The following is a 26,502-nucleotide window of genomic DNA, read 5'->3' as shown; positions in this document are numbered from 1 at the left end:
CTATGTCGCCCGCGCCGGTTATTTGCGGACGGTCCAGCCCTTCGGCACCACGGTGATGCCGCCCGCGGTGACCGTGTAGCCGCGCTCGAGGTCGGCCTCCTTGTCGACTCCGACCCGAGCACCCGGCTCGACCCGGACGTGCTTGTCCAGGATCGCTCTGCGCACCACGGCGTTCCGACCGACGTCCACGCCGTCGAAGAGCACCGCGTCATCGACGGAGGACCACGAGTTGATCCGAGTCCCGGGGGAGACCACGGAGTGGTTGATCTCGCCGCCGGAGACGATGACGCCCGGGGAGACGAGCGAGTCCAGTGCGTGTCCGCGCCGCTCGCGATGCGCATAGACGAACTTCGCCGGCGGCAGGCCGGTGTAGCCCGTGTACAACGGCCAGGAGTCGTTGTAGAGGTTGAAGACCGGGAAGACCGAGATGAGGTCCTGGTTGGCGTCGAAGTAGGCGTCGACCGTGCCGACGTCGCGCCAGTAGTTGCGGTCGCGGTCGGTCGAGCCGGGCACGTCGTTGAACGTGAAGTCGTACAGGCCGGCGAGTCCCTCGCCGACGAACCGCGGCACGATCGAACCACCCATGTCGTGCGCCGAGGCCTCATCCAGCGCGTCCTCGGTCACCGCCTCGCGGAGCGCGTCGGCATCCATGACGTAGTTGCCCATGGACGCCAGCACCTCCTCCGGTGAGTCCGCCAGGCCGACGGCGTCCGTGGGCTTCTCGAGAAAGCGGCCGATCTTGTGCGGATTGTCCGGGTCGGCCTCGATGACGCCGAACTGGTCGGCCATCTCCAGCGGTTGGCGGATGCCCGCGACCGTCAGTGGGAAGCCCGAATCGAGATGCTGGGCCACCATCTGTGAGAAGTCCATCCGATAGATGTTGTCCGCGCCGACGATCACCACGAGGTCGGGCCGCTCGTCATCGAGGAGGTTCAGCGACTGGTAGATCGCGTCCGCGCTGCCGAGGAACCAGTTCTTGCCCACCCGTTGCTGTGCCGGCACCGGCGTGACGTAGTTGCCGAGCAGGGTCGACATCCGCCACGTCGTCGAGATGTGCCGGTCCAGGCTGTGCGACTTGTACTGGGTCAGCACGACGACGTGCAGATAGCCGGAGTTGACGATGTTGGACAACGCGAAGTCGATGAGGCGGTAGATCCCGCCGAAGGGCACCGCGGGTTTCGCGCGGTCCGCGGTCAGCGGCATCAGCCGCTTGCCCTCACCGCCGGCCAGGACGATCGCGAGCACTCGTGGGGACGCCATGCCCCGACCCTATGACCCGCGTCACAGATCTGCGTGCCCTTGCCCGCCCGGCGTGCTGCGTCCGCGCCGGCGCGGTACGAGCTCCGGGCGGCGCATGCTGGCCGTGGCTGGGCGAGTAAGGAAGGCTGGGCGCCATGAGGGTCGACCTGCTCACCCGGGAGTATCCGCCGCATGTCTACGGCGGAGCCGGCGTCCATGTCACCGAACTGGCACGCGTGCTCCGCGCTCACGCGGACGTGCGCGTCCACGCCTTCGACGGGCCACGGGAGGCCCCCGCGGGAGCCGTCCCCGTCACCGGCTACGGCGACCTGCCCGAGCTCGCCGACGCGAACGGCGCCCTGCGGACCTTCGGCGTCGACCTGGTCATGGCGGCCGACCTGGCGGGCACGGATCTCGTGCACTCCCACACCTGGTACGCCAACCTCGCCGGCACGCTCGGCAGTCTGCTGCACGATGTCCCGCACGTCCTCACGGCGCACTCGCTCGAGCCGTTGCGCCCGTGGAAGGCCGAGCAGCTCGGCGGCGGTTACGCCCTGTCCAGCTGGGCCGAGCGCACGGCATACGAGTCGGCCGCCGCCGTCATCGCCGTCTCCGCGGGGATGCGCGAGGACATCCTGCGGGCCTACCCGCAGGTCGACCCCTCGGCCGTCCACGTGGTGCACAACGGCATCGATCTCGAGGCCTGGCGCCCGCCCGGGGGCGAGGCCGAACGGTCCGCGGCTGCCGCCACCGTGTCCCGGCTGGGCATCGACCCGGTCCGGCCCGCCGTGGTCTTCGTCGGCCGCATCACCCGGCAGAAGGGACTGCCGCACCTGCTGCGCGCCGCGGACCAGCTACCGGACGGCGTCCAGCTCGTCCTGTGCGCCGGCGCCCCGGACACCCCGGAGATCGCGACGGAGGTCACCGCCCTGGTGGAGAGCCTGCAGGCCCGCCGTGACGGCGTGGTGTGGATCTCTGAGATGTTGCCGCGCGAGGAGCTGATCGCGGTGCTCGACGCCGGCACGGTCTTCGTCTGCCCGTCGGTCTATGAGCCGCTCGGCATCGTGAACCTCGAGGCCATGGCGGTGGGCCTGCCGGTGGTGGGGTCGGCCACGGGCGGCATCCCGGAGGTCGTCGACCACGGGGTGACGGGCACACTCGTCCCGCTCGACCAGGCTGCGGACGGAACCGGCACCCCGCTGGACCCCGAGACGTTCGAACGCGACCTCGGCGCGGCACTCGCCGCACTCGTCAGCGACCCCGCCCGGGCCGCCCGGATGGGCGAGGCTGCCCGGCGCCGGGTCGAGGACCACTTCTCCTGGGACGCGGTGGCCGAGCGCACGATCGCCGTCTATCGCCAGGTCCTCAGCGACTGATCCGGCGGGCGTGCGCTAACCGGGCAGGCGGGTCGCGCTCGCGGAGGCCAGCGCGTGCCGGGCCGCCGTCGCGATGTCCGCCAACGTCGCCGCCCGGGCGCCAGCCTGGACGGCGGTGACCGCGGCGCCGTCGTCACCGGTGGCGAGCTCGACGATGGCGAGCAGACGCGCGGCCCGTTCGAGCACGTCCAGACGCCGCGGGTCGAGGCCGGGCGGCAGCAGGTGGTCCGGCAGAGTCGCCATGGACAGATCGAGGATCTGGTCGGCCAGGTCCGGCCGGTCGCGCGCGACGTCGAGCTCCTCGAGGGTCTCGACCGCCTCGGTCAGCGCGGTCTGGATCTGCCGGCGTGCGTGCGAGAGCGACTCGACGCCCGAGAGCAGCAGGCTCGGCGCCGCCAGCTCTGCGGTGAGATCGAGGTCCACGTGCCAGGTGACGAGCTCGCCCGGCTCCAGCACGCTGCCGAAGACCTCACGTTCGGGGACCAGGACCGAGCATCGCTCCACCGGAGGACCCGGACGTCGCACGAGCACCCCCTCGCCGGCGTCGAGCAGGTCGGCCGACCGCACCGCCGGCGCCCCCATGGGGTCCCCGGGGCGCGGCAGCACCGCGGCGACCTCACCGGCCGGTAGCAGATGGGGAATCAGGTCGGCCAGCGTCCCGGCACCGGTCTGACCTGCACCCCGTTCAACCACCTGGTGCACCTCGTCCCCGGCCACCGCACGTGCGGCCCGGCGGGCCGACTCGGGACCGTCCACGGCGGGCAGCCACAGGGCCAGGGTCACCGAGGGCGGCAGCGTCAGGAGCGGTCGAGCGAACACGGGCACCAGGGTAGGACGACGGTCGGCGCGGCCGTCCGGGGCGGCGCCCGATCTGCCATAGGCTCGATGCCATGGGTGATGTGCTCGAGCTGGACGGCGTCTCGGTCCGACGCGGGACGAAGATGATCCTCGACCAGGTGGACTGGTCGGTGAACGAGGGCGACCGGTGGGTGGTCCTGGGCCCCAACGGCGCCGGCAAGACGACGATCATCCAGTTGGTCGCCGGCCGCATGCACCCGACCAGCGGGACCGTGACGATCATCGGCGAACAGCTCGGCCGCACCGACGTCAGCGAACTGCGTCCGCTCGTCGGCGTCACCTCGGCCGCGCTCGAGCAGCGGATCCCAGCCGGGGAGCGCGCCGTCGACGTCGTCCTGACCGCCTCCTACGGGATGACCGGCCGGTGGCGGGAGGAGTACGAGGACTACGACGTCGAGCGGGCGGTCAGTCTGCTGGACGTCTTCGGCGTGGGACACCTCGCTGAACGCGCGTACGGCACGCTGAGCTCGGGCGAGCGGCAGCGCGTCCAGATCGCCCGCGCCCTCATGCCCGATCCGGAGGTGCTGCTGCTCGACGAGCCCGCCGCCGGCCTCGACCTGGGCGGGCGGGAAGAGCTCATGTCTGCACTGTCCGAGCTCGCCGGCGACGAGCGGTCCCCGGTCATGGTGCTGGTGACGCACCACGTCGAGGAGATCCCGCCGGGCTTCACGCACGCGCTGCTCCTCCGTGAGGGCGGCGTCGTGGCCGCCGGCCCGATCGATGAGGTGATGACGCCGCAGCACCTGTCCGCGGCGTTCGGACTCGATCTGGAGGTCGAGCGGCACCGCGACCGGTTCAGCGCGCGGGCGGCGACCGGCCACTGAGCCAGCAGCGGCCCCACTGACCTGGAGCGGTCCTCTTTCCGGTCATGTCCCGTCTCGTTCCTGCATCGAAGCGGCGTGGCGACGACGTGCGGATGGCTCGGCACCGGACGGTAGGATCCTCGAACGGACGACCACGTCGTCGCAGGTGACGACCGGGAGGAAGGGGGACCATGGCCTGGCTCTGGTGGCTCGGTGCCGCGCTCGTCCTCGGGGTCGTCGAGATGCTCACGGTCGACCTCATCTTTCTCATGCTCGCCGGTGGCGCGCTGGCGGGCATGCTCGCCGCCCTGCTCGGGGCGCCGTTCTGGGTCCAGTTGATCGTCGCGGGTGTCGTCTCCGTCGTGCTGCTCTTCGTGGTCCGGCCGTGGGCGAAGGAGTTCCTCGAGCGTTCGACTCCCGAGACCCGCACCAACGTGGCGGCGCACGTGGGCCGAGAGGCGACCGTGGTCTCGGAGGTGACCGAGCGTGCCGGCCGGGTCAAGCTCGCCGGCGAGGTGTGGAGTGCGCGCACCGAGCACGCCGGGGCACTGCTCCCCGTCGATGCGACTGTGCGGGTGGTGCGCATCGATGGTGCGACCGCCGTCGTCGAGCCGCTGCCCGATCACCTGACCGACCAGACGTACTACCCGCCCTACGGCGGCTGAACTCACCACACAGACGGGAACACCATGGGAGACACGCTCGGCGGCACCGTTCTGACGATCATCGCCGTCATCCTGCTCATCTTCGCCGCCGTGACGGTCTGGCGGGCGGTGCGCATCGTGCCGCAGGCCGTCGCGCTGATCGTGGAACGGCTCGGCAAGTACCAATCGACGATGTATGCGGGCCTGCACCTGCTCATCCCGTTCGTGGACAAGGTGCGTTCCGGCGTCGACCTGCGTGAGCAGGTCGTGTCCTTCCCGCCGCAGCCGGTGATCACCTCGGACAACCTGACCGTCAACATCGACACCGTCATCTACTTCCAGGTCACCGACCCCAAGGCCGCGACCTACGAGATCGCCAATTACGTCACCGGTATCGAGCAGCTCACGGTGACCACGTTGCGTAACGTCATCGGCTCGATGGACCTCGAGCAGACGCTGACCTCGCGTGACCAGATCAACGGCCAGCTGCGCGGCGTGCTCGACGAGGCGACCGGCCGGTGGGGCATCCGCGTCAACCGTGTCGAGCTCAAGGCGATCGACCCGCCGCAGTCCGTTCAGGGTGCGATGGAGCAGCAGATGCGGGCCGAGCGCGACCGGCGTGCGGCGATCCTCACCGCCGAGGGCGTCAAGCAGTCGCAGATCCTCACCGCCGAAGGTGAGAAGCAGTCCGCGATCCTGCGGGCGGAGGGCCAGGCGCAGTCCGCCATCCTGGAGGCGCAGGGACAGTCCCGGGCCATTCTGCAGGTCTTCGACGCCATCCACCGCGGCAAGCCGGACAGTCGGCTGCTCGCCTACCAGTACCTGCAGAAGCTGCCGGAGATCGCCAACGGCGAGTCCTCGAAGCTGTGGGTCGTGCCGACCGAGTTCACGGCGGCGCTGCGCGGGATCGCCGAAGGCTTCGGGACCCCGGGGGGCGACGGTGGCGGTGGCTCCGACGAGCCGCACGAGCACCCCACGGTCGACTTCGGCGACCAGGGCTCCGGCATGGCGACCGCGTTGCAGGAGACCACACTCCAGGATCCGGACGAGGCGCTGGCCGCCGCCCGGGGCGAAGCCGCGCACGCGACGTCCGAGGCCTCGACCGCTGGGGAGTACAGCGGTGCGCGGCGTTCCCGGGACGTCGAGGCCGGTCAGGCGCCGACCGAGGCACGGCCGCAGACCGGCGGCACGCCGGGTGCCGCGTCCGCCGGTGAGTCGACCGATCCCGGGGACACCACCCGGTTCGCCCCGCCGGAGGCGGACGAGGTGCAGCCGGGCCCGCCGCCGCAGGAGCCCCCGGAGGAGCCGCGCCAGGGTCCGCCGCCGCAGCAGTAGCGCGGCCGGCCGCTCCGTCCTAGGAGGCGCGCTCCCGGGGTAACGTCGGTCCGCCATGCTCATCACCCTCACCACCGCCGACGACGAGCGACTCGGCGACTACACGAACCTCACCGACGTCGCGCTACGGTCCAAGCACGAGCCCGAGAAGGGCTTGTACATCGCCGAGAGCTCGCAGGTCATCCGGCGGGCGGTCGCGGCGGGCCACCGGCCCCGCTCGTTCCTCATGGCCGAGAAGTGGCTCGGATCGATGGAGCCGGTCCTCGAGCAGGCGTGCGGCGCACCGGACGGCGGTGAGATTCCGGTGTTCGTGGCCAAGGAGACGCTGCTGCGCGCCATCACCGGCTTCCATCTGCACCGCGGTGCTCTGGCGGCGATGCATCGACCGCCCCTGCCGGGTGTGGCCGAACTGCTCGCCTCCGCGCGCGGCGGAGCGGGGGCCCGCCGGGTGGCGATCCTCGAGGACATCGTCGATCACACCAACGTGGGGGCGGCCATCCGCTCGGCCGCGGCGCTGGGGATCGACGCCGTGCTCGTCACACCACGGTGCGCCGACCCGCTCTACCGCCGCTCCGTGCGGGTCTCGATGGGGACCGTCTTCCAGGTGCCGTGGACCCGGCTGGACCGCTGGCCCGGCGACGTGGCGGAGCTGCAGCGGCTCGGTTACACGGTGGCGGCGTTGGCGCTCGCCGAGGAGTCGGTGAGCCTGGACGAGTTCGCCGCCTCGCCGCCCGTGACGGCCACGGACTCGAAGCTCGCCCTGGTGCTCGGCACCGAGGGTGACGGGCTGGCGCGCCGGACGGTGGAGGCGGCCGACGTCGTCGTGCGAATCCCCATGGCCGGCGGTGTGGACTCGCTCAACGTGGCCGCCGCATCCGCCGTCGCCTTCTGGGCGACGCGGGCACACGACTGACAATTCGGCACATCGTTCACGACTCGCCCCGGTCATGGGGGCGTGAGTCGTCATTCTTGTGCCGGCTGGTCGATCATGTGCGCTCGTCTGCATCGTGCGCGGACCGCGTCACAGGCCGGCGTCACGGGCGACGACGGCCGCCCGCATCCGCGTAGGCAGGTCCAGCTTCGTCAGCACCCGTGAGACGTGCGTCTTCGCCGTCGCCTCGGAGATCCCGAGCTCTTCGGCGAGCTGGAGGTTCGACAGGCCGCGGCCGAGGCCGGAGAGGACCTCACGTTCACGGGCCGTCAACGTCTCCAGCGCAGAGGGCGGCTCGGGTGGCGGGGACTGGCGGCGCTCGCGGAACCGACTGAGCACCCGGCGGGTCACTTCCGGGGCGAGCACGCCGTCACCGGCCGCCACCCGGTGCACGGCGGCGACCAGCTCGGCCGGCTCGACGGTCTTGAGGAGGTATCCGGCCGCACCGGCCTCGAGCGCGCCGTCGACGTAGTCGTCGATGTCGAACGTCGTCAGCACCAGCACCGAGGCGAGGTTCTCGGCCACGATCTGCGCCGTTGCCTGGGTGCCGTCGACCCCGGGCATGCGGATGTCCATGAGCACCACGTCGGGTCGCAGAGCCCGCGCCTGGAGGACGGCGGCGCGACCGTCCGCGGCCTCGCCGACCACGGTGATCGCCGGATCCGAGGCGAGCACGGCGCCGAGCCCCGAGCGGACGGCGGCGTGGTCGTCGGCCAGGAGGACACGGATGGTCGGGTCAGTCATGCCTCGGCCTCCACTGCTGTCGAACGGTGACGTGGGACGGTCGCCCGCACCCGCCAGGTGTCACCGTCCGGGCCGACGACACAGTGTCCGCCGACGGCGGCCGCCTGTTCGGCCATGATGACCGTCCCGAGACCCCCACCGGCCGATCGCTCGGCGTCCTCCGCTTCGCCGAGCTCGCCCCTCCCGTCGGTGAGCGGATTGGTCACGGTGAGCTCCACGACGTCGTCGGCGACCCCGGCGCGTACCGTCACCTCGGTGCCGCGGGCGTGACGGGCCGCATTGACCACGCCTTCGCGGGCGATGCGCATGAGGACGTGGGAGGTGGCCGTGGTCAACGCCTCACGCGGGACATCGACGTCGAGCCGCAACGGCACGCCGAACCGCTGGGCATCCGCCTCGAGAATCTCGGTCTCCTCCAGTCCCGGCGGCACCTTCAGCGGGAGGTCGCCCGGATCGTCCGCACTCAGCACGTCGATGAGCTGACGCAGTTCGCGCAGGGCCTCCAGGCTCGATTCCCGCACCGCGCGCATCGCCGGGTCGGCCTCCTGCCCGGCCCGGGACATCGCGGCCCCGGACTGCAGCGCGATCGCTGACAGATGTGCCGCGACGGCGTCGTGCAGATCGCGGGCCAGCGCCGCGCGTTCGGCGCGCACCGCCTGACGGCGTTCGGCGCCCGCGGCGCGCACGACGGCGTCGGCCCGGCCCCGTTCGGCTTCCGCCCGGCCCTTCTCCACCCGCACCAGCGCCTCCCGCTGACGGCTGCTGGTGCCGATGAACAGCGGCGTGCCGAGCACCGCGAGCAGCGAGAGCGCAGCCTGCAGCCGGTTCGAGATCGAGCCGATGGGAAGGATCAGCAACGCGGCGGCGGCGAGCACACACAGCGCCACGATCATCCGGCGTTCCCGGTCGCTGCCGAGGAGTGCCACCACGTACAGGACGTCGAACAGCGCGATGAGGATCGCCAGGTTCATCCCGGTCCCCACCAGTGCGGCCTCGATGGCGAGGGCGGCGCCGATGACGAGCGCCGCCGGACCGGGCCGACGGCGTTTGACGAGCAACGCGGCGGCCGCCACGACCGTCGCGACGATCGCGACCGCCGGCTCCTGGGGACCGGGCTGCCGGGCGAACCCGGTCAGCGCGACGACGACGCCGAGGACCAGGATCCCGAGACTCATGACGACGTCGCCGCGCACCGATCGGTAGGGCAGATGCGGGAAGACCCAGTCGTCGATCGCGGTCGGGACGTGCGCCTCCTCCGCACGCTCCCTCACCGGGGATGCTCGCCCCGCAGCGGGATCCCGCCGTGTGCCGATCATGAGCCGATCCCAGCACACCCCGGCCCCCGGTGGGTACTCCGAACGATGCAGGGCGCCGGCCGTGACCTGCATCGTCAGGCCGACGTGCGCCCGCACGCGTGCGACGACCATGGCCGTCATGGAACCGACGACCTTGGGCTTTCTGGGGCTCCTCGCCCTGGCCGACTCGACGAGTTTCGGGACCCTGCTCATCCCGATCTGGCTCTTGCTGGCCACCGGGCGCCCCCGGCCTGGGCGCATGCTCGTCTACCTCGGCACCGTCGCCGCCTTCTACTTCCTCGTCGGACTCCTGCTCTCGGTCGGTGCGGGCCTGTTCCTCGACGACATCCAGCGCTGGCTGGAGACCGACAGCGGCGCGGTGGCGATCGCCGTCGCCGGAGCCGGCCTCATCGCCCTGGCGTTCTGGATGGACAAGCGGCGCAAGTCCGCAGAGCAGGCGGGCGGCGGCCGCCTGATGCGGTGGCGTGAGCGGGTCATGAGCGCCGAGACGGGCTCGGCCCGTCCGCTCGCCGCCCTCGCCCTGACTGCCACCGTCATCGAGGTCGCGACCCTGCTGCCCTACCTCATCGCGATCGGTGTCATGACCGATGCGGACCTGGGACCGGCGCTGCACGGGCTGGTGATGGCCGGCTACTGCATGGTCATGATCCTGCCGGCACTGGTGCTCCTCGGCCTCCGGCTCGTCGCCCACCGGGCCGTCGAGCCGCTGCTGCAGCGGATCAACGCCTGGCTGACCCGCTCGGCCGGCGACTGGATGTCCTGGATCGTCGGGATCCTCGGCTTCCTGCTCATCCGTCACGGTGCGCAGCACTTCGGTGGCGTCAGTGAACTCCTCGACCACCTGCGTGGCCTGAGCTGAGCACGGCTCCGATTCCGTCACGAGCCGTGTCAGCACCCCGCTCTACGCTGGCCGTCATGCCGCACCCGATCATGTTCGACGACGACGATCCCTACCTGCTACGTCTGCGCCGGGTCGCCCTCGCCTTTCCCCAGGCCACCGAGAAGGTCGGTCACGGCCGGCCCCAGTTCCGCGCCGGTGACGGCGGCAAGGTGTTCGCGGTCTACGGGGCCGGTACCAAAGGGCCGGCGAGCCGCCGCGTGATGTACGACCACGGGCTCGTCCTCATGCCCGAGGAGGACGACCGGCACGCCCTCGCCGAGGACCCGCGTACCTTCGTCCCCGCCTATTACGGCCCGTTCGGTTGGATCGGCCTCGACCTGGCCGCCGGCGGTGCAGGTCCGGACGATGTGGACTGGCAGGAAATCGCGGAACTGCTCGACAGCTCCTACCGGCAGGTCGCTGACGCCACGCGCGTGGCGCTGCTGGACGCCGACGGCGGACCGGCCGCCCGCGGCATCTGAGCTTTCGTCGCCCGGCCCTTCACGTGCCGCGTCCGGCGTGGGATTCTGAACCGCATGTGCCGCAACATCCGCCCCCTGCACAACTTCGCCCCCGCCGCGACGAGCGAGGAGGTCCAGGCCGCCGCACTGCAGTACGTGCGCAAGGTCTCGGGCATGAACAAGCCGTCGAAGGCGAACCAGGAGGCCTTCGACCGTGCCGTCCACGAGGTCGCGCACATCACCGAGCACCTCCTGGAGAACCTCGTGACCAACGCTCCGCCGAAGGACCGCGAGGTCGAGGCCGCCAAGGCCAAGGCGCGGGCCGCCAAACGCTACGGGGCGCAGGCCGCGGCGAGCTGAGGGTGCTGACGACGGCGCCTCAGCTTCCGCCGTCGTAGCCGTGCTGACGCCACGCCTCGTAGACCGCCACCGCCGCCGAGTTGGACAGGTTCAGCGACCGCACGGCCGGAGTCATCGGGATCCGCAGCCGGTCCGTCAGGCGCCGGTCGGCGAGGACCTCGTCGGGTAGGCCGCTCGGTTCCGGCCCGAACAGCAGCGCGTCACCGCGCTCGTAGCTGACGTCGGCGAAGCTGCGAGCGGCTTTGCCGGTGAACGCGAAGATGCGCCCGGGCAGTGCCGCGAGGGCGGCGTCGAGGTCCGCGTGGACGTGAACGTCCGCCAGGTCGTGATAGTCCAGGCCCGCCCGGCGTAAGTGTGCGTCCGTCAGCTCGAAGCCGAGTGGCTCGATCAGGTGCAGCGTCGTGCCGGTGCAGGCCGCGAGCCGGATCGCGTTACCCGTGTTCGGCGGGATCCGCGGCTCGTAGAAGACGACGTGGAACACGGCGTCACACCTTACGGCCAGCGCCAGCCCGGTCGGTCCAGCGGTCCGTCCTGGCCCACCACGGCCGTCTCCCCGGCGTCCTTGGTCAGCTCTACCGTCACGACGGCGGACGTGTCCGAGGCCGTCGGCGTGTCCGTGCCACCGGCTCGGCCGAGTTCATCGACAAGCTCCGGCGAGTGCGAGACCACCACCAGCTGGGTCTGGTCTGCCGCCTCCCGCAGCATCCGCGCGAGCGCTGTCAGCAGCGAGCGGTGCATCGACTGCTCTGGTTCGTTGAGCACGATCAGCTGCGGTGGCCGAGGAGTGAGCAGCGCGGCCGTGAGCATCAGGAAACGCAACGTCCCGTCCGAGAGCTCCGCGGCGTGCAGCGGCCGGAGCAGTCCGGGCTGGTGGAGCAGGAGCTCGAACATCCCGTCCCGGGAGACAACCTCGATGCGAGAGTCCGGGAACGCCCGGTGGACCGCGGTGTCGACGGCGTCCGCGCGGCCGAGGTCCATCGCGGTGGCCAGCGCCGCCGCCAGGTCACCTCCGTCGTCCGCCAGAGCCGAGGTGCGCGCACCCGGGCGCGGCGTTCGCGCGGGGGCCTCCGGGTCGGTGCGCAGGTGGTCGTAGAACCGCCACGAGCGCAACTCCTCACGCGTGCGCACGAGCTCGGGCGCGCGATCGGGATCGACGACCGCGTCCAGCATCGACTCGTGCGTCCGGGCCTCGGAGCTGAGAATCGTCCAGCCGTCGCGGCCGCGGGAGCGGATCAGCGGGCCGCTGCGCTCACTGAGCACGGTTGAGGTCTTCAGGATCGGCCCGGCCCAGACGCGTTCCTCCTTGATCTCCGGGTCACGGGCGAAGAGCTGGGCGATCGCGTCGGTGAACGGCGGCTGCGGCAGACCGAGGCTGAGGCTGTAGCCCGTGTCCTCGCCGGCGATCCCGAGCTCGACGCGGACGGGATGCTTCCGGCGTGTTCCGTGGCCCTCACCGCCGCTCTCCGGGCCGGCCCACAGCGCGGAGGACAAGCCGCCTTCGCGTGCCAGAGCCGCCGGGGCACCTTCCCTCGCCGTGGCGGCAAGCAGGCGCAGGGCCCGGTACAGGTTGGACTTGCCGGAGCCGTTGGGCCCGGTCACGACGGTCAGGCGTCCCAGCGGCAGCACCACGTCCCGCAGTGAGCGGTAGCCGCGAACGGCGACAGTCGTGAGCACGCCGTCGACGGTAGACGAGCCCCCTGACGCCTTCCACGCCGTCACCCGTTATCAACCGAAGCATTGACAACGAGGCCGCCCGCCCACTTCACTTAGATAACCAACAAGTTGACTAAAAGGAGTCCGCATGGCACGCGTGATCCTGCAAGCAGTGGTGTCGGTCGACGGGTACATCGCCAAGCCCGACGACATGCCCGGCCCACTGCACGACTGGTACGGGAACGGCGACGTCGAGATCGCCGCCAACGACAAGGGCTGGACGTTCCACGTCTCGCAGGCGTCCCGTGACTACCTCAACCCCTTCTGGGACGCCGTGTCCGTCACAGTGATCGGGCGGCATCTCTTCGACATGACGAACGGCTGGGACGGTGTGCCGGCGGCGGGGGAGGAGCTCGTCGTCGTCACGCACCGGCCACTGCCGCAGGAGTGGCTCGACGAGCATCCGGACGCGCCGGTCCGCACCGCGGGGTCGGTCGAGGAGGCGATCACCCTCGCGAAGGAGCGCGCCGGCGACGGGCTGGTGGTCGTGAGCGCGGGCGACGTCGGCGGGCAGGCCTTCGCCGCCGGACTGGTCGACGAGGTGGCGATGGACGTGGCCCCGGTGGTGCTCGGGGAGGGGAAGCGGTTCTTCGGTGCGCACACCGGCGTCGCACTGCTCGAGGACCCGGACCAGGTGGTGCAGGGCGATCGCGTCCTGCACCTGCACTACCGGGTACGCCGCTGACCGTCGGTCACTCGGCCGGCTTCGCCAGGGCCTCGACGACCTCCGCGCCCGGCAGTGCGGTCAGCACCCCACCCGGCATGAGCAGCTTCGAACGGCGCAGCCCGGAGCCGACGACGTTCGGTCCCTCCTTGACCCGGGAGTCGAGGAGCAGCCGCCAGTCGGCCGGCACGCCGACCGGCGTGATACCGCCGTACTCCATCCCGGAGGCCTCGACCGCCCGCTCGGTCGGCCAGAACGAGGCCTTGCGCACGTCCAGCTGCTTGCGGACCGTGGTGTTGACGTCCGTGCGGGTCGTCGCCCGCACCACGCAGGCGGCCACCCGTTCCTCCCCGGCGCGCTTGCCGGCCACCAGCACGCAGTTCGACGAGGCCGCGAGCGGGACGTCGTAGGCCTCGGTCATCGCGGCGGTGTCGGCAAGGTCCGGGTCGATCTCGGTGACGTAGACGTACTTCGCGACGTCGGGATCGAGTGCCTCCAGCGCGGTGAGCACCGGTGTGGCCAGCAGGTCCATGCACCGGGTGTACGGCACCCAGGTCAACGAGCCGTACCGGACGGCGTCGGTGAGCAGTGGGTCGCTCGGGTCTCGAAGACTCTCTCCCGCCGGGGTCGGTTCCGGGAGGGGCATCACCGCTGGTAGGTGGCCGTGAGCGTGGCGCGGGCGATGGTGTGGAACAACCCGAGGAACGAGGCCGTGGTCGGGGTGTCGTCCTCGCTGAGCTCGAGCGTCTCGGTGTCGAGGGCGTGGACCGCGAAGTAGTACCGGTGCGCCCGGTCACCCTCCGGCGGAGCGGCGCCGGCGTAGGCGTGCGCGCCCCCGTCGTTGCGCAGGTGGAACGCGGCCCCCGGCAGCATGAGGTCCGACTCGCCCTCGCCCTGGCCGAGCGAGGTCACGTCCGCGGAGAGGTCGACGACCGTCCAGTGCCAGAAGCCCGACGGCGTCGGCGCATCCGGGTCGAAGCAGGTCACGACGAACCCCTTGGTCTCGGCCGGGAACCCGGACCAGGACAGCTGGGGGGAGACGTTGCCGCCGTCCTGGGCATGCACCTGGGGCATCGGCTCACCGTCCGTGAGGTCGGTGGACGTCAGCGAGAAGGAGGGCACCGCCGGGAGCTTCTCGTAAGGGTCCTGGGCGAGCGGGCGATCGAGGTTCACAGCAGTCCTTCCGTCGTCGGGTGGTGCTGGTGTCCAACCTAAGGCCGACGGCCCCGTCCTGGCACGCGGGTCGATGCCAGGGGCGAAGCTGCGCCGGCCTGCGGGGTCGGGTCGGTGTGGGTGGCGGCAGGGAGGCTACAGAGCGAGTGCGGACCGGTTGACGCCTCGGTTGACACGGCCCGCCCCTGGGCCAACACTGGATGCTCTCGAACACCAGTTCGACAGTTGGGAGGAGGGGGTATGACGGCAGTTCTCACCGCTGTCCCGGACGCCGACGACTCTCGTGCAGAGCCTGCCGATCAGCCCTTCGCCGGCGTCGATCCCCGGCTGGCTGCGGCCCGAGCCGCGCTGGCCGAGGCGGAGGCGGCGACCGGACTGCGCGACCGGTTACCCGGACCCGGGCTGAGCACCAGCCCCACGCTCACCGCCGTCGACGCGTCCGAGGTGCCTGCCCCTGCCCCGCCACCGGCGGCTCCTGCGCCGCTCTCCGGTGTCGATGACCGCACCCTGCCCGTACCCGCCGCCCTCGCCCCGCTGTTCCCGGCCGGCGCCCTCCCGCGCGGGTCGGTGGTCCAGGTCTCCGGGTCCACGTCGGTGCTGCTCGCGCTCGCGGCCTCCACCGCCACCGACGGTGGTTGGTGCGCTTTCGCCGCCATGCCGCACATCGGCTGGCGTGCCGCCCACGGTGCCGGTCTGGCCCTGGAGCGCGTGGCGGTCGTCCCCTCGCCCGGTCCGGACGCCGCCGGCGTGGTCGGCGCACTCACCGACGGCTTCGACGTCCTCGTCGTCGGCAGGTGCCCGGCCCTGGCCGAGCGGGACCGTCGCTCCCTCACCGGCCGGATCCGTACCCGCGGTGCGGTGCTGCTGACCACCCACTCATGGCCGGGAGCGCACCTGGTGCTACGGGCTACGCGGACCGGGTGTGACGGGCTGGGCCAAGGCTGGGGCCACCTGACCGACCAGCACCTGACGGTACGGGCCACCGGTCGCGCCGGAGCGTCGGGGCAACGCGAAGTCCGGGTGCTGGCCGGTCTCGACGGGCTGCGTCCCGAGCCGGGAACCACCGCTCCGGCTCCGGCGCCCGGGATGAGCCCCACCGAGCCCCCGTTGCTCCGGGCGGTGTGAGATGACGACGGCGCAGCACGCGTCCGGCGAGGACATCCGGTCAGCGACGGCGGCCCGCCGGGCGGTCCTGTGGGTTCCGGACTGGCCGGTCGCGGCCGCGGTGGCCGAGGACCTGGTGGATCCCCAGGTCCCGGTCGCCGTGGCCGGGAACCGAGGGGTGCTGGTCGCCTCTGCCGCGGCACGCGCCGCGGGGGTGCGACGGGGAATGCGTAGACGCAGTGCTCAGCAGGTCTGCCCCGAGCTCGTGATCCTGCCGGTCGACGAGACCCGTGACGCACGGGCCTTCGAACCCCTCGTCCAGGCGGTGGAGACCGTGGTCGCCGAGGTCGAGGTGGTTCGGCCGGGCATGGTCACCTTCCTTGCGCGCGGTCCTGCGCGGCATGCAGGGTCGGAGGAGGCGCTCGGGGAGGCGCTCGTGGGGGTGGTGGCCACCGAGACCGGCGCCGAGTGTCAGGTCGGCGTCGCCGACGGGCTGCTCACGGCCATGCTCGCCGCCCGAGCCGGGACGGTTGTGCCCAGCGGAACGACCCAGGACTTCCTGGCCGGGCAGGGCATCGGCACGTTGACGCTTGCCGCCGGCACCCGGCAGACGGTCGCCGCGACCGAGGAACTCGTGGACCTGCTGCGCCGTCTCGGCCTGCGCACTCTCGGCGCCTTCGCCGCCCTCGAGCCCGCAGATGTGGCCGCCCGCTTCGGGACGCTCGGCCTGACCTGTCACCGGCTCGCGCGCGGTCTGGATGCCACCCCACCCACGGCACGTCGGCCGGAGGAGGATGTGTCGGCCGCCACCGACCTCGACCCGCCCGCGGAACGGTCCGACGTCGCCGCTTTCACCGCGCGGGCGCTGGCCGAGCAGCTCGCCGAGACCATGATGCGCCGAGGTGTGGTGTGCGCCCGGTTACGGGTGGCGGCCAGAACCGAGGACGGCACGGAACTGGTGCGGACCTGGACGATCGATGGCGCCCCCACCGCGGCGGAGTTGACCGACCGGGTGCGGTGGCAGCTGGACGGGTGGCTGTCCGGGCGCAGCGGCCGCCCGCCCTCGGCCCCGTTGACGCGCCTGGAGCTCGTGGCCCAGGAGACCAGTCCTGCCGGCGTCGTCCAGGACGGGTTGTGGGGCCGGGCTCGGCGTGGTGAGAAACAGGCCGAACGGGCCGCCCTTCGGGTGCAGGGCCTGCTCGGGGCCGAGGGAATCCTCGTCCCTGTCCTCGACGGTGGTCGCGACCCTCGGGGGACGGTGCGGTTGGTGGCCTGGGGTGATGAGGCGACGCCGCTGCGCCGGACTGATGCTCCGTGGCCGGGTCAGGTGCCGGCCCCGTGGCCGGCGACCGTCCCGGCCGAGCCGCTGCCGGTGCGTCTGCTCGATGTCACCGGCGCCGACGTGCGGGTCAGCGCCCGCGGGCTCACCAGCGCTCCGCCGGCGCGGCTGCTCGTGCTTGCAGGGGGGCGGACCGGCTCACGCGAGACGCGTGCGACGCGTGCTCCGAGTCCGGTGGTCGGGCCCGGGGAGTATCCGTTGATCGCCTGGGCCGGTCCGTGGCACGGCACCGAGCGCTGGTGGTCCGAGCAGGCGCGTCGCCGGGCCTACCTCCAGGTGGTCCCGGACGGCGTTCCTGCCATGCTCCTCGCGCTCGAACGAGGGGCATGGCAGGTGGAAGGCCTCTACGACTGATGTGTCCGCCGCAGGTCAGGCGCTCAGCCGTCGCATCACCCTCGTCCCGACGAGCGCCCCGACGGTGCACAGGACCAACGCCATGACGAAACCGGTGAGCACGACCGGGTCGGTGAGGTCGCCACGGAACAGGGCACGCTGGCCGTCCACCACGTGCGCCAGCGGGTTGATCCTGGAGGCGGCGTACAGCCAGCCGGGGGCGACCTCCATCGGCAGCAGTGCGCCCGAGGTGACGATGATCGGTGTGTAGACCATGCTCGCGACCCCCCAGAACGCGTACGCGTTCTTCAGTGCGAGACCGATCGCCAGCGAGCCGAGGCCCAGGCCCGCAGCGAGGGTGGCCAGTTGAAGCGCCGCGACGACGGCCCCCGGGACGGACAGCTGTAGACCGAACGGCACCGTCACCGCGACGATGATCACCGCCTGGACCAGGACGGTCGCGGCGATGCGCAGCACACGACCCGCGAGGAGTGCGAATCGGTTGACGGGAGTGACGAGCATCCGTTCGAGTGCTCCCGAGGCGCGCTCCTCCTGGAATCCGGCTCCGATGAACGCACTGGTCGTGAAGACCATGAGCACGAGCATGCCCGGGACGAACCACTGCAGGGTGCGGTCGGCGGGCACGCCGGGCATCGGGCCGATCGCGCCCACCAGGGGCGCGAACAGCAGCAGGAGCAGCAGCGGGTCCGCCATGGCCTCGGCGTAGGGCCAGGGTGTGCGCATCTTGCTCCGCATGTCGCGATCGAAGATCGACGCGGTGGCGGTCATCAGGCTCATGCCGCTTCTCCTTCACGAAGGCTGCGTCCGGTCAGAGACAGGAAGACGTCGTCGAGGCTGGGTCGGCGTACCTGCGTGGCGACCAGGCGCACGCCCGCCGCATCGAGGGCCCGGACGAGTTCGGGGGTGGTCGAATCGCCGTGGTGGACGCGTAGTTGCACGACCGTCCCATCGACCGAGACCTCGCCGGCGTCCGGAACGGCACGGGCGACGTCTGCCGCGGACGCGGCGTCGTCGACGCCCATGAGCTCGAGGGCGACGAGGTCACCGGAGACCTGGCTCTTCAGTTCGTCCGGCGTGCCATCGGCGATGATCGTGCCGTGGTCGATGACGACGACGCGCTCGGCCACCAGGTCCGCCTCATCGAGGTAATGCGTGGTCAGAACGATGGTGGTGTCCTGCTCGCGGCGCATCCGGTCCATGTGGTCCCACAGGTTCGACCGGCTCTGCGGGTCCAGCCCGGCCGACGGCTCGTCGAGGAAGACCAGCGACGGGGAGTGGACGATCCCCATCGCGATGTCGAGCCGGCGCCGCTGACCACCGGAGAGACGGGCGACGTCCCGCCGTGACAGATCTGCGAGCTGGAGCTGCTCGAGCAGTTCGGCGGTGCGACGTCGTGCCGTATGGCGGTCCAGACCGTACAGCCGGGCCTGGGTGTACAGCTCCTCCTGGACGCGGAGGCCGTTGAACGAGCCGTTCCCTTGGCCGATGTAGCCGATGCGCCGTCGTACCTCGACCGGTTCGGTGCCCACGTCGTGGCCGGCGACCACGGCACTGCCGGAGGTCGGCGGCAACAGGGTGGTCAACATGCGCAGGGTGGTGCTCTTGCCGGCGCCGTTCGGGCCCAGGAGCGCGACGACCTCGCCGGGGGAGACGGACAGGTCGATCCCACGAACCGCGTGGACCGTGCCGTTCTCCGAGTGGAAGTCACGCCTGAGATCTCGTGTGTCGATCATGGTCAGCTCCCAGTTGCAATGCGTTACGTATCGACACGAAATATAAGTAGTAGACTGTGCGGCATGTCAAGCACGTCGGCCAGGAGCAGCCGGGCGGGGCGACCGCGGGATGCCGCGATCGACTCAGCGGTTCTGAGTGAGACGCTTGCCGCCCTCGCGGAGGACGGGTACAGCCATTTCTCACTCGAGCAGGTGGCCCGCGCCGCCGGAACGTCCAAGCCCGCCATCTACCGCAGATGGCCCACTCGTCAGCATCTGGCGCTGGCGGCACTGGCGAACGGCCTGGGTCAGGTGGAGCCGCCGGACACGGCATGCACGATGTGCGATCTCGCGGAGTCCCTCATCCTCTTCGTCGAGGCCTTCCGGAGGATGCCGCCCGATGTACTCGCTCCGCTGCTCGCCGACTGCGCCGGAGACGAGGCCTTGCGGCAGGCGTTCATGAGCACGCTGTTCGACCCGCCGCGCGAGGCAGTCCGGCACACGCTCTCACGCGCCTCGGAACGGGGCGATCTGAGGGAGGACCTCGATCTCGACCTCGCCGTCGACCTGCTGGGCTCGTTCATCCACTACCGCGTCCTGTTCGGCCACGCCGGCACCAGCGCTGAAGAGATCGAGGCGACCGTCGAGACGGTACTGCAGGGTCTTGCCGTCGACTACGAATGCCTCGTGGGCAAGGCGCGCGAGCACGATGTTGCCGCGGAGACGCACGCGCAGCACGGTTCCTGACAGCTCTGCGTCAGCCGCCCGGTGCCGTGAGGTAGGTGTCCGCTTCGCGGACCTCGAACGGTTCAGACGTCACGGTGGTCGTCGCCAGACCTTCGACCGGCAGCCATGGTCCGCTCCCGGCCACCTGGAACTCGCCGATCCAGCGGGTGGTCACCGTGATCTGCCGGCTGTCGCCGGCCTGGGTGTAGGTGTGGAACACCGAATGCTCCGGATACGGTGCGCCTGGATCCTCCGTGGTGGTGACAGTGCCATCACCCCAGTCCCACGTGTGATCAACCGGGACGACGTGGACCTCGACCGGGGTCCCGAGCACGTGCGTGCGCAGATACTGCTCGGTGGCACCTGTGTAGGCGATGGTTTCCTTGTTCACCAGGACCCAGCCGCGGCCGGGCTGGACGTTCAGGCCGCCCGGATCGATCGGGAGCGACTGCAGGTCCTCGACGGTGACGACGATCGGCTCCGGTTCGGGCTCCGGCTCGGGAGCGTCCGGCTCGTCGGGTTCGCTGTCCGGTGGCTCGTAGTCCTCGGTGCCCATGGACGGCATGTCCGGACCACCCAGGTCGGGGCAGTCGTTCGGGTTGAACGTGGTCGATCCGTCGGAGTGGTATCGCACCGGACACCGGGTCTCCAGCACGTCGGGGCTGACGGTCGTCCCACCCCCAGCTGCAGGCTGGCCGCCGCCGGGTGGCGTGTAGGAGGGACTTCCGCCGTGGGGCGGTGGGTTCGACGAAGGCGAGCGGCCCGACTGGCCGTGGCCTGTTAGATCGAGTACTTCCCGATTAGCTTCTCCGGTGATTGATGTGCCAGTGCCCGCGGCGCCTTCGTCTCGTGGTGCGGCAAAGCTCGGACCGACGCTTGCGGTGGTGATGACAATAACGGATGCAGCAAGTGCTCCCGACGCCTTTGCGGCGAGACTCTGAGGCATCGTCAGTCCTGTGCCGTGACGTCGACTTCGCGTACAACCCACCCATCGGGGTCGTATCCGAGTGCGAGTTCAAGCGTCAGATCGGTCTGATTCTCCGAGCCAGTTCTGTCACCCTCGGAATTGAAGTTGGTTGATGCGGTCTCGGTTCCTTCGAGGCGGACGAAGAAGAACTCATAACCATCGCCGGGCGGGGAACTGTCGACCGATTCCACATTGATCCGGCCGCCTTCGCGATACCCACCCTCGTCGTGTAGTTGGTTCACACCGTCAATGACGCTCTGACAGAAGACGCATTCCCGGTGCGACATCTGTTCGAACTCCGCAAGGTCGCCAGTTGAGTACGAGTAGGGATACAACGCAACGAAATATTCAGCTGCGGCCTCCGCGCCGTGGACGTCGTCGCGCGCGATGGAGTCGCGGGGCACAGGGCTTTCGACCTCGGCGCCGGTGGGCTCGTCCGACGTCGGCTCGTCGCTCGTCGGCTCCTCCGATGTGGGCGGGTCCGTCGGCGCGGGCTCCTCGCCGTCGCACGCAGCCAAGCCGGCCACGGAAACGAGCAGGGCTGCTGCGCCCCCTGACCACGCCGTCGTTCGATGCCCCCGTCGAGCCATGCGGGAGAACCTATCCAGGCCTGCTGCGTTACTGCCAGTACCGAGCGTCGACCTGTGGACGGGGCGGCACCTCGCGGCTCAGGGGTATCGCCCGCTCAGAACAGGTCGTTCCGGCTACGGAGCCCGAGCTTCGCAAGGATGTTGCTGACGTGCGTCTTCACCGTCGGCAACTCCACGAACAGCTCGCTGGCGATCTCAGCGTTCGAGAACCGTTGCAGCATGAACCCGAGGACCTCGCGCTCCCGCTGCGTCAGGCCGGACCGCTCCACGGCGTCCTGCAGACGCGTCGATTCGTCTGCGTGCTCCACGCCGAGCAACCACGTCCGGCGTCCCGCCATCGTGGAGCGGATCGTTTCCAGCAGGCGGCCGGAGTCTTCCTTCTTGTGCACGAAGCTGTCCGCGCCGGACAGGAACGACGCGGACGCATCGTCCATCGAGTTGTACGAGGTGTAGATCAGAACGCGGGGTGAGGACTTCCCGGTCTTCAGTTCCCGGCACAGCTCGATTCCGAGCGGTTCACCCTCGAGTCGCAAGGGCAGGATCACCAGATCGGGCTCGAGGTCACGCGCCGCTCTCAGGGCGGTTTCGACCGACGTCGCGTCGCCGACCACCTTCATGTCCGGCTGAGCGTCGATGACGGTCCTCAGCCCCAGAGACACCACCGGATGGTCTTCGACGACGAGCACGCGAACAGTCACGAGGGCTCATCCTCCCAGTCCGGCCGCCCCCGAAACCTCATCCTTCTCGACGGATCCGTTCTCCGGTGCGGAGCCATAGCGTCGTCCTTCACCAGTCGTCGCAGTAGCGCATGAGCCGTCGCAGAAGGGTGTGGACGCGTGGCAACCACGGATGTTGTCGTGATCGGTGCCGGCACCGTCGGGGCAAGCATCGCCTACGAACTGAGCCGTCGAGGCGTCGGTGTGGTGGTGCTCGACGAGGGCCCGGACATCGGCAACGGTTGTTCCTACGCCAACGCCGGGTTACTGGCCCCGAGCCATGTCGAACCACTGACCACCCCGGCGAACGTGCGAGCCGGTCTTCGATACCTGTTCACTCCGGACAGCCCGTTCCACATGCACCCGTCACCGCGACTGGTGCCCTGGTTCGCCCGCTTCGTCAGAGCCTCCGGCCCCGAACGGGCCCGGCAGCTCACCGCGCGCATGCAGGAGCTGGCCCGCCACGGCGTCCGACTGCACGCCGATTACGCAGAACGAGGACTGGAGACCGGGTACGAGCAGCGCGGCTCCCTCGACGTCTACCTCACCGAACGTGCCTTCGAGCGCGCCAGGCCGGGCGCGCCCGCCGAACGCCTCGACGGCAACGATGCGCGGGCCATGGAACCACTGCTCGGGTCCGTCGCCGGCGCGGTGCATTGGCCGGACGATGCCCAGGTCGGTACGCAGCAGTACCTCCGAGCCGTCCTCGGCCAGGCGCAGGAGCACGGTGCCGAGGTCCGATGGGGGACCCGTGCGCGCCTCGTCCCGCGCAGCGACGGTCGAATCGCCTCGGTCGACACGGCGGGGGAGCGCATCACCGCCCACACCTACGTCGTGGCCGCAGGCCTGGGCAGCAGCCGCCTGTGCGCCCAGGTCGGGGTGCGCATGCCGATGGAAGGCGCGAAGGGCTACGTGATCGATCTCGACGGACAAGGCCCGCGGCCCAGCCGCCCCCTGGCGCTGCGTGAACCCAAGGTCGTCGTCACGCCGTACAGCGATCGTGTGCGCCTGTGCGGGACGCTCGAACTCGGCGGCGATCCCGCCACCACGACCATGTCCCGACTCGAAGCCATCCGTGCTGCCGGCCGGCGCGGCTTGCCGGGACTCGGCGATCGCTCCACCGTCCAGACCTGGGCCGGACTGCGCCCGTGCACGGCCGACGGTGTGCCCGCACTGGGCCGCAGCGGCATCCGGAAGGACCTCGTGGTGGCCACCGGCCATGGCATGTGGGGACTCGTGCTCGCGCCGGTCAGCGGCGACCTCATCGCGCGCGGTATCGCCGACTCGGCGCCGACCATGCACGAGGCCGCCTTCTCCCCGGACCGGTTCGGGGCGGCGCGCCGTTTCAGGCGCGCCGAGGAGTCCACGACCGCGGCGTAGAGGCCGGCGCCTGGAATGATGTCTCGGCCCGCTTGCACGAGCGGCGACTCACGAAGGAGAGAGCACGTTGTCTGAGCAGACCGTCACGCGTAGGGGACTCGGGTACGAGTCGATCACGTTCTGGCAAGGCGTCGCCATCATCTTCGGCGCGAACATCGGCGCGGGAATCCTCAGCCTGCCCTACGGCGCACGCGAGGGCGGCTTCCTCGCCCTGGTGATCGCCCTCGCGGTCTCCGGTTTCCTCACCACAGCGTCGATGCTCTACGTGGCGGAAGTTGCCCTGCGGACCGACAAACCCTTGCAGCTCTCCGGTTTGGCACAGAAGTACCTCGGCAACCTCGGCTCATGGCTGATCTTCGCCGGCGTGGTCATCAACGGCCTGGGCGCACTGATCGCCTACACCGGCGGCAGCGGAAGCATCATCGCCGACTTGTTCGGCATCCCTGAGCTCGTCGGCTCGGTGCTGTTCTACATCCCGGGCGTCGTCGTCATCTGGTTCGGCCTCAAGGCGACCGGGCGCTCCGAGCAGGCGATCACCGTGGCAATGGTGGGAATCATCCTGCTGCTCTCCGGCTGGACCTTCGTCGGTCCCGGTATCGAGGCTGAGCGACTGTTCGTATTCAGCCCGTACTACATCGTGCCGATCGTCAATCTCGCCGTCTTCGCGTTCATCGCCCAGTACACCGTTCCCGAACTCGCCCGCGGCCTGGCGCGCCATGCACCGGAGAAGCTGCCCGGCGCCGTCGTGACGGGTATGTGTGCCACCGGCTTCATCCTCGCCCTCGTGCCGCTCGCCGCGCTCGGCATGATGGGCGCCGACAGCATCACCGAGGTGGTCACTCTCGCCTGGGGTGCCGAGCTGGGCACGGCGGCCTACTGGATGGCCAACATCTTCGCGCTGCTCGCGATGCTCACCTCCTTCTGGGCCATCGGCCTGACCCTCATGACGAACGTGCTCGATCGCTTCGCGTGGCCGGCGAGCGGTTCACCCAGGCACCGTCTCGCCGCTCTCGCCCTGATCGCCGTGCCCCCGTTCCTCATTGCCACCCTCGGGTTGGCCGGCTTCGTCTCGGCCCTCGGCTACGCGGGCGGATTCGCCGGGGCGATCATGTCCGTCGTGCCGGTGATGATGCTCCACCGCGCTCGCCAACGCGGCGACAAGGAGCCTGCCTGGCGCGCCGGCTGGATCTCCCATCCCGCGATCCAGGTGCTGCTCGTGGTGGTCTTCGGCCTCGCGTTCGTCTACTCGTTGCTGACCGCACTGGGCCTCGTCCCGCAGGCCTGGGCCTGACGTGCAGCACTTCGCAGCTGACCGGGCGGTCACCGAGTTCGGCCCCGGCTTCGACGCTGTCGGGCAGGTCGACCAGGGCGAAACATTCACCGTCGAGACGGCCGACTGCTACGACGGGCAGCTCGCAGATCCTTCGACGCTGCGTCCACAGATCGACATGGCTCGGTTCAACCGCGCCAGCGGCCCGGTCGCGGTCCGCGGGATCGAGCCGGATGAGGCCGTCGCCGTCTCGATCGAGGACGTCGATCTCGCCCCCGCGGGCGTCATGGCGCTGGCGCCCGGTCTCGGCCTCCTCGGCGAGGACGTCGAGACAGCCACCACCCGCGTGCTCGAGGTGCGTGACGGTCACGCGTGGCTCACGCCCGAGGTGGCGGTGCCGCTTCGCCCCATGGTGGGCATCCTCGGCGCCGCCACGGCCGAGGAGCGGATTCCGACGAGCACGCCGGGCGTGCACGGAGGAAACCTCGACACCCGGATCATTCGCCCCGGCGCCACCGTGATGTTGCGCGCGCGTCAACCCGGCCTCGGCCTCGCGGTCGGCGACCTGCACGCAGCGATGGGAGACGGCGAACTCGGTGGCACAGGCATCGAGATCGGCGGGACGGTCCGGCTGCGGATCGACCGCGTGGCCGACTACGACGGCGCATGGCCGGCCGTCGTCGACGACGACGGGCTGCATATTCTCGCCAGCGGCGCGCCGTTCGAGCGCGCCGCCCGGGCGGCGTTCCGCGAGGCCGTCGCTCTCATGGCGCGCTGGCAGGATCTGTCGTGGCCCGACGCCTACCGTCTCACCAGCGTGGTCGGTGATCTGCAGGTGAGCCAGCTCGTGAACCCCCAGGTCACTGCACGTATGTCCATCCCGGGCCGGTGGGTCAGCGACGACGTGCTTGCGGTGCGGAGCCGCTGAGAGCCCAAATTCCGCAACGTCATCGTCACGTAAAACTTCCCTTCGGGGTCGAGGTAAGGCTAACCTCACCACCGTGACGATCCAGCCCTCCGACGCCCCGCCCCTCCACGGCGCCGGCCTGACCCTCGGGTACCGAGGCGCCGCCGTGGTCCACGCCGCAGACCTGGCGCTCTCGTCGGGAGCGATCACCGCGCTCGTGGGCCCGAACGGCAGCGGAAAGTCCACCCTGCTGCGTTCGCTCGCCCGCCTGCACCGACCCGAAGCCGGCAGCGTCACGCTCGACGGCTGCGAGGATGCCCTCGCCCTCAGCCCCACCGACTTCGCCCGGCGCGTGACGCTGCTGTCCCAGGCTCACCCGACACCGTCGGGAGTGCGCGTGCGCGACGTCGTCGGTTACGGCCGCCACCCGTACACCAGCCGATGGCGCCGCACCGATCCCGACGGGCCGGCGACGATCGACTGGGCGATGAACGTTACCGGCGTCGCAGACATGGCCGCCCGCAACGTCGACGAGCTCTCCGGCGGCGAACTCCAACGTGTCTGGCTCGCGACGTGCCTCGCCCAGCGCACCGGGGTGCTCTTGCTCGACGAGCCCACCACGTATCTCGATCTGCGCTACCAGCAGGAACTCCTCGACCTGCTCCGCGACCTCGCCCTCGACGAGCACGTGGCCATCGGCGTCGTGCTGCACGACCTCGACCAGGCCGCCGCGATCGCGGACCGGGTCGCACTGCTCGCCCGGGGGCGCATCCGCGCCGTCGGCACTCCGGAGGACGTACTGACCTCCGAGTTGCTCTCGGACGCCTACGGCATCGACATCGCCGTGGCCGAGGACCCTGTCACCGGCAAGCTCATGACCCGCCCGTTGAGCCGGCACGCTCTCGCCCCCACCATCTGACCGGCCGGCCCCGGCCGAGCC

Annotated in this window: 29 protein-coding genes; 16 read left to right on the top strand and 13 right to left on the bottom strand. The window is 70.6% G+C overall.

Features of this window, described 5'->3' with window-relative positions; all coding sequences use genetic code 11:
- Positions 1-18: 18 nt before the first annotated feature.
- Positions 19-1,260 carry a glucose-1-phosphate adenylyltransferase gene (locus ACFSE6_RS09855; RefSeq protein WP_388005817.1) on the bottom strand — a complete coding sequence of 414 codons (1,242 nt, stop codon included), beginning with the start codon at positions 1,258-1,260 and terminating at the stop codon, positions 19-21.
- 134 nt (positions 1,261-1,394) lie between these two features.
- Between ACFSE6_RS09855 and glgA the strand changes: the two genes are divergently transcribed.
- Complete coding sequence (gene glgA / locus ACFSE6_RS09850) at positions 1,395-2,615, top strand: glycogen synthase (RefSeq protein ID WP_388005814.1); 1,221 nt, start codon at positions 1,395-1,397, stop codon at positions 2,613-2,615.
- Between the two features lie 15 nt (positions 2,616-2,630).
- Here the strand turns inward: glgA and ACFSE6_RS09845 are convergent, their stop codons facing one another.
- Positions 2,631-3,434 (bottom strand): hypothetical protein, encoded by an 804-nt coding sequence (locus ACFSE6_RS09845; RefSeq protein ID WP_388005811.1) that lies wholly within the window; start codon positions 3,432-3,434, stop codon positions 2,631-2,633.
- Between the two features lie 71 nt (positions 3,435-3,505).
- Between ACFSE6_RS09845 and ACFSE6_RS09840 the strand changes: the two genes are divergently transcribed.
- The 4 genes from ACFSE6_RS09840 to ACFSE6_RS09825 all read left to right on the top strand — a co-directional run bounded on the left by ACFSE6_RS09840 (position 3,506) and on the right by ACFSE6_RS09825 (position 7,168).
- Entirely contained in the window at positions 3,506-4,297 is a 792-nt protein-coding gene (locus tag ACFSE6_RS09840; RefSeq protein ID WP_388005808.1) for an ABC transporter ATP-binding protein, read from the top strand.
- 170 nt (positions 4,298-4,467) lie between these two features.
- Positions 4,468-4,941, top strand: a complete 474-nt coding sequence (locus ACFSE6_RS09835; protein WP_388005805.1) for an NfeD family protein — start codon at positions 4,468-4,470, stop codon at positions 4,939-4,941.
- Positions 4,942-4,965: 24 nt separating this feature from the next.
- Complete coding sequence (locus ACFSE6_RS09830; protein WP_388005802.1) at positions 4,966-6,255, top strand: SPFH domain-containing protein; 1,290 nt, start codon at positions 4,966-4,968, stop codon at positions 6,253-6,255.
- Between the two features lie 55 nt (positions 6,256-6,310).
- Positions 6,311-7,168 carry a TrmH family RNA methyltransferase gene (locus ACFSE6_RS09825; protein ID WP_388005799.1) on the top strand — a complete coding sequence of 286 codons (858 nt, stop codon included), beginning with the start codon at positions 6,311-6,313 and terminating at the stop codon, positions 7,166-7,168.
- A gap of 108 nt (positions 7,169-7,276) precedes the next feature.
- Here the strand turns inward: ACFSE6_RS09825 and ACFSE6_RS09820 are convergent, their stop codons facing one another.
- Entirely contained in the window at positions 7,277-7,930 is a 654-nt protein-coding gene (locus ACFSE6_RS09820) for a response regulator (RefSeq protein ID WP_388005796.1), read from the bottom strand.
- On the bottom strand, positions 7,927-9,366 hold the full coding sequence (locus ACFSE6_RS09815; RefSeq protein ID WP_388005793.1) for a sensor histidine kinase: 1,440 nt from the start codon (positions 9,364-9,366) through the stop codon (positions 7,927-7,929). Before ACFSE6_RS09815 ends, ACFSE6_RS09820 begins: the two co-directional genes overlap by 4 nt.
- Between ACFSE6_RS09815 and ACFSE6_RS09810 the strand changes: the two genes are divergently transcribed.
- From ACFSE6_RS09810 to ACFSE6_RS09800, 3 genes are read left to right on the top strand one after another with little or no spacing between them, the layout of a single operon-like run.
- Positions 9,365-10,105 carry a GAP family protein gene (locus ACFSE6_RS09810; RefSeq protein ID WP_388005790.1) on the top strand — a complete coding sequence of 247 codons (741 nt, stop codon included), beginning with the start codon at positions 9,365-9,367 and terminating at the stop codon, positions 10,103-10,105. The genes ACFSE6_RS09815 and ACFSE6_RS09810 overlap by 2 nt on opposite strands.
- 56 nt (positions 10,106-10,161) lie before the next feature.
- The gene (locus ACFSE6_RS09805) at positions 10,162-10,608 is read left to right on the top strand and encodes an MmcQ/YjbR family DNA-binding protein (protein ID WP_388005787.1); all 447 of its coding nucleotides are present in this window, start codon (positions 10,162-10,164) and stop codon (positions 10,606-10,608) included.
- 54 nt (positions 10,609-10,662) lie between these two features.
- Positions 10,663-10,947, top strand: a complete 285-nt coding sequence (locus tag ACFSE6_RS09800; RefSeq protein ID WP_388005784.1) for a DUF2277 domain-containing protein — start codon at positions 10,663-10,665, stop codon at positions 10,945-10,947.
- 19 nt (positions 10,948-10,966) lie between these two features.
- Here ACFSE6_RS09800 and ACFSE6_RS09795 read toward each other — a convergent pair whose 3' ends face one another.
- Both ACFSE6_RS09795 and ACFSE6_RS09790 read right to left on the bottom strand, forming a co-directional pair.
- Positions 10,967-11,428, bottom strand: coding sequence for a tRNA (cytidine(34)-2'-O)-methyltransferase (locus ACFSE6_RS09795; RefSeq protein ID WP_388005781.1), 462 nt, complete (start codon positions 11,426-11,428; stop codon positions 10,967-10,969).
- Positions 11,429-11,439: 11 nt separating this feature from the next.
- Positions 11,440-12,621 carry an AAA family ATPase gene (locus ACFSE6_RS09790; RefSeq protein WP_388005778.1) on the bottom strand — a complete coding sequence of 394 codons (1,182 nt, stop codon included), beginning with the start codon at positions 12,619-12,621 and terminating at the stop codon, positions 11,440-11,442.
- A gap of 127 nt (positions 12,622-12,748) precedes the next feature.
- Between ACFSE6_RS09790 and ACFSE6_RS09785 the strand changes: the two genes are divergently transcribed.
- Positions 12,749-13,345 carry a dihydrofolate reductase family protein gene (locus ACFSE6_RS09785; protein WP_388005775.1) on the top strand — a complete coding sequence of 199 codons (597 nt, stop codon included), beginning with the start codon at positions 12,749-12,751 and terminating at the stop codon, positions 13,343-13,345.
- 7 nt (positions 13,346-13,352) lie between these two features.
- Here the strand turns inward: ACFSE6_RS09785 and ACFSE6_RS09780 are convergent, their stop codons facing one another.
- A complete protein-coding gene (locus ACFSE6_RS09780) occupies positions 13,353-13,856 on the bottom strand; it encodes a YbaK/EbsC family protein (RefSeq protein WP_388005965.1) in 504 nt (167 codons plus the stop codon).
- Positions 13,857-13,969: 113 nt separating this feature from the next.
- Positions 13,970-14,497, bottom strand: a complete 528-nt coding sequence (locus ACFSE6_RS09775) for a YbhB/YbcL family Raf kinase inhibitor-like protein (protein ID WP_388005772.1) — start codon at positions 14,495-14,497, stop codon at positions 13,970-13,972.
- Between the two features lie 240 nt (positions 14,498-14,737).
- Between ACFSE6_RS09775 and ACFSE6_RS09770 the strand changes: the two genes are divergently transcribed.
- Together ACFSE6_RS09770 and ACFSE6_RS09765 are read left to right on the top strand one after the other, a co-directional pair.
- Complete coding sequence (locus ACFSE6_RS09770; RefSeq protein ID WP_388005769.1) at positions 14,738-15,622, top strand: P-loop NTPase family protein; 885 nt, start codon at positions 14,738-14,740, stop codon at positions 15,620-15,622.
- A 1-nt stretch (position 15,623) separates the two neighbouring features.
- A complete protein-coding gene (locus tag ACFSE6_RS09765) occupies positions 15,624-17,294 on the top strand; it encodes a Y-family DNA polymerase (RefSeq protein WP_388005766.1) in 1,671 nt (556 codons plus the stop codon).
- A gap of 15 nt (positions 17,295-17,309) precedes the next feature.
- On the opposite strand, the gene ACFSE6_RS09760 is transcribed toward ACFSE6_RS09765, so the two are convergent.
- Both ACFSE6_RS09760 and ACFSE6_RS09755 read right to left on the bottom strand, forming a co-directional pair.
- Entirely contained in the window at positions 17,310-18,071 is a 762-nt protein-coding gene (locus tag ACFSE6_RS09760; protein ID WP_388005763.1) for an ABC transporter permease, read from the bottom strand.
- Positions 18,068-19,027 (bottom strand): ATP-binding cassette domain-containing protein, encoded by a 960-nt coding sequence (locus ACFSE6_RS09755; protein WP_388005760.1) that lies wholly within the window; start codon positions 19,025-19,027, stop codon positions 18,068-18,070. The genes ACFSE6_RS09760 and ACFSE6_RS09755 overlap by 4 nt, the downstream gene beginning before the upstream one ends.
- Before the next feature lie 63 nt (positions 19,028-19,090).
- Here ACFSE6_RS09755 and ACFSE6_RS09750 point away from each other — a divergent pair, with 63 nt between their 5' ends.
- Entirely contained in the window at positions 19,091-19,753 is a 663-nt protein-coding gene (locus ACFSE6_RS09750; RefSeq protein ID WP_388005757.1) for a TetR/AcrR family transcriptional regulator, read from the top strand.
- A gap of 10 nt (positions 19,754-19,763) precedes the next feature.
- Here ACFSE6_RS09750 and ACFSE6_RS09745 read toward each other — a convergent pair whose 3' ends face one another.
- The 3 genes from ACFSE6_RS09745 to ACFSE6_RS09735 all read right to left on the bottom strand — a co-directional run bounded on the left by ACFSE6_RS09745 (position 19,764) and on the right by ACFSE6_RS09735 (position 21,987).
- Positions 19,764-20,366, bottom strand: a complete 603-nt coding sequence (locus tag ACFSE6_RS09745; protein WP_388005754.1) for a hypothetical protein — start codon at positions 20,364-20,366, stop codon at positions 19,764-19,766.
- Positions 20,367-20,680: 314 nt separating this feature from the next.
- A complete protein-coding gene (locus ACFSE6_RS09740) occupies positions 20,681-21,289 on the bottom strand; it encodes a DUF6318 family protein (RefSeq protein WP_388005751.1) in 609 nt (202 codons plus the stop codon).
- A gap of 95 nt (positions 21,290-21,384) precedes the next feature.
- Positions 21,385-21,987 carry a response regulator gene (locus ACFSE6_RS09735; RefSeq protein WP_388005748.1) on the bottom strand — a complete coding sequence of 201 codons (603 nt, stop codon included), beginning with the start codon at positions 21,985-21,987 and terminating at the stop codon, positions 21,385-21,387.
- A gap of 138 nt (positions 21,988-22,125) precedes the next feature.
- On the opposite strand from ACFSE6_RS09735, the gene ACFSE6_RS09730 reads away from it, so the two are divergent.
- The 4 genes from ACFSE6_RS09730 (at position 22,126) to ACFSE6_RS09715 (ending at position 26,481) form a co-directional block, all read left to right on the top strand.
- Positions 22,126-23,385, top strand: a complete 1,260-nt coding sequence (locus tag ACFSE6_RS09730; RefSeq protein ID WP_388005745.1) for an NAD(P)/FAD-dependent oxidoreductase — start codon at positions 22,126-22,128, stop codon at positions 23,383-23,385.
- A gap of 67 nt (positions 23,386-23,452) precedes the next feature.
- Positions 23,453-24,676, top strand: coding sequence for an aromatic amino acid transport family protein (locus ACFSE6_RS09725; protein ID WP_388005742.1), 1,224 nt, complete (start codon positions 23,453-23,455; stop codon positions 24,674-24,676).
- Between the two features lies 1 nt (position 24,677).
- On the top strand, positions 24,678-25,583 hold the full coding sequence (locus tag ACFSE6_RS09720; RefSeq protein WP_388005739.1) for an acetamidase/formamidase family protein: 906 nt from the start codon (positions 24,678-24,680) through the stop codon (positions 25,581-25,583).
- A gap of 73 nt (positions 25,584-25,656) precedes the next feature.
- Positions 25,657-26,481 (top strand): ABC transporter ATP-binding protein, encoded by an 825-nt coding sequence (locus tag ACFSE6_RS09715; RefSeq protein ID WP_388005736.1) that lies wholly within the window; start codon positions 25,657-25,659, stop codon positions 26,479-26,481.
- Positions 26,482-26,502 lie beyond the last annotated feature (21 nt).

It is taken from the genome of Georgenia deserti (assembly GCF_042680605.1).
GTDB classification, from domain to species: domain Bacteria; phylum Actinomycetota; class Actinomycetes; order Actinomycetales; family Actinomycetaceae; genus Allobogoriella; species Allobogoriella deserti.
This window is presented reverse-complemented; position numbering and strand designations above follow the sequence as displayed.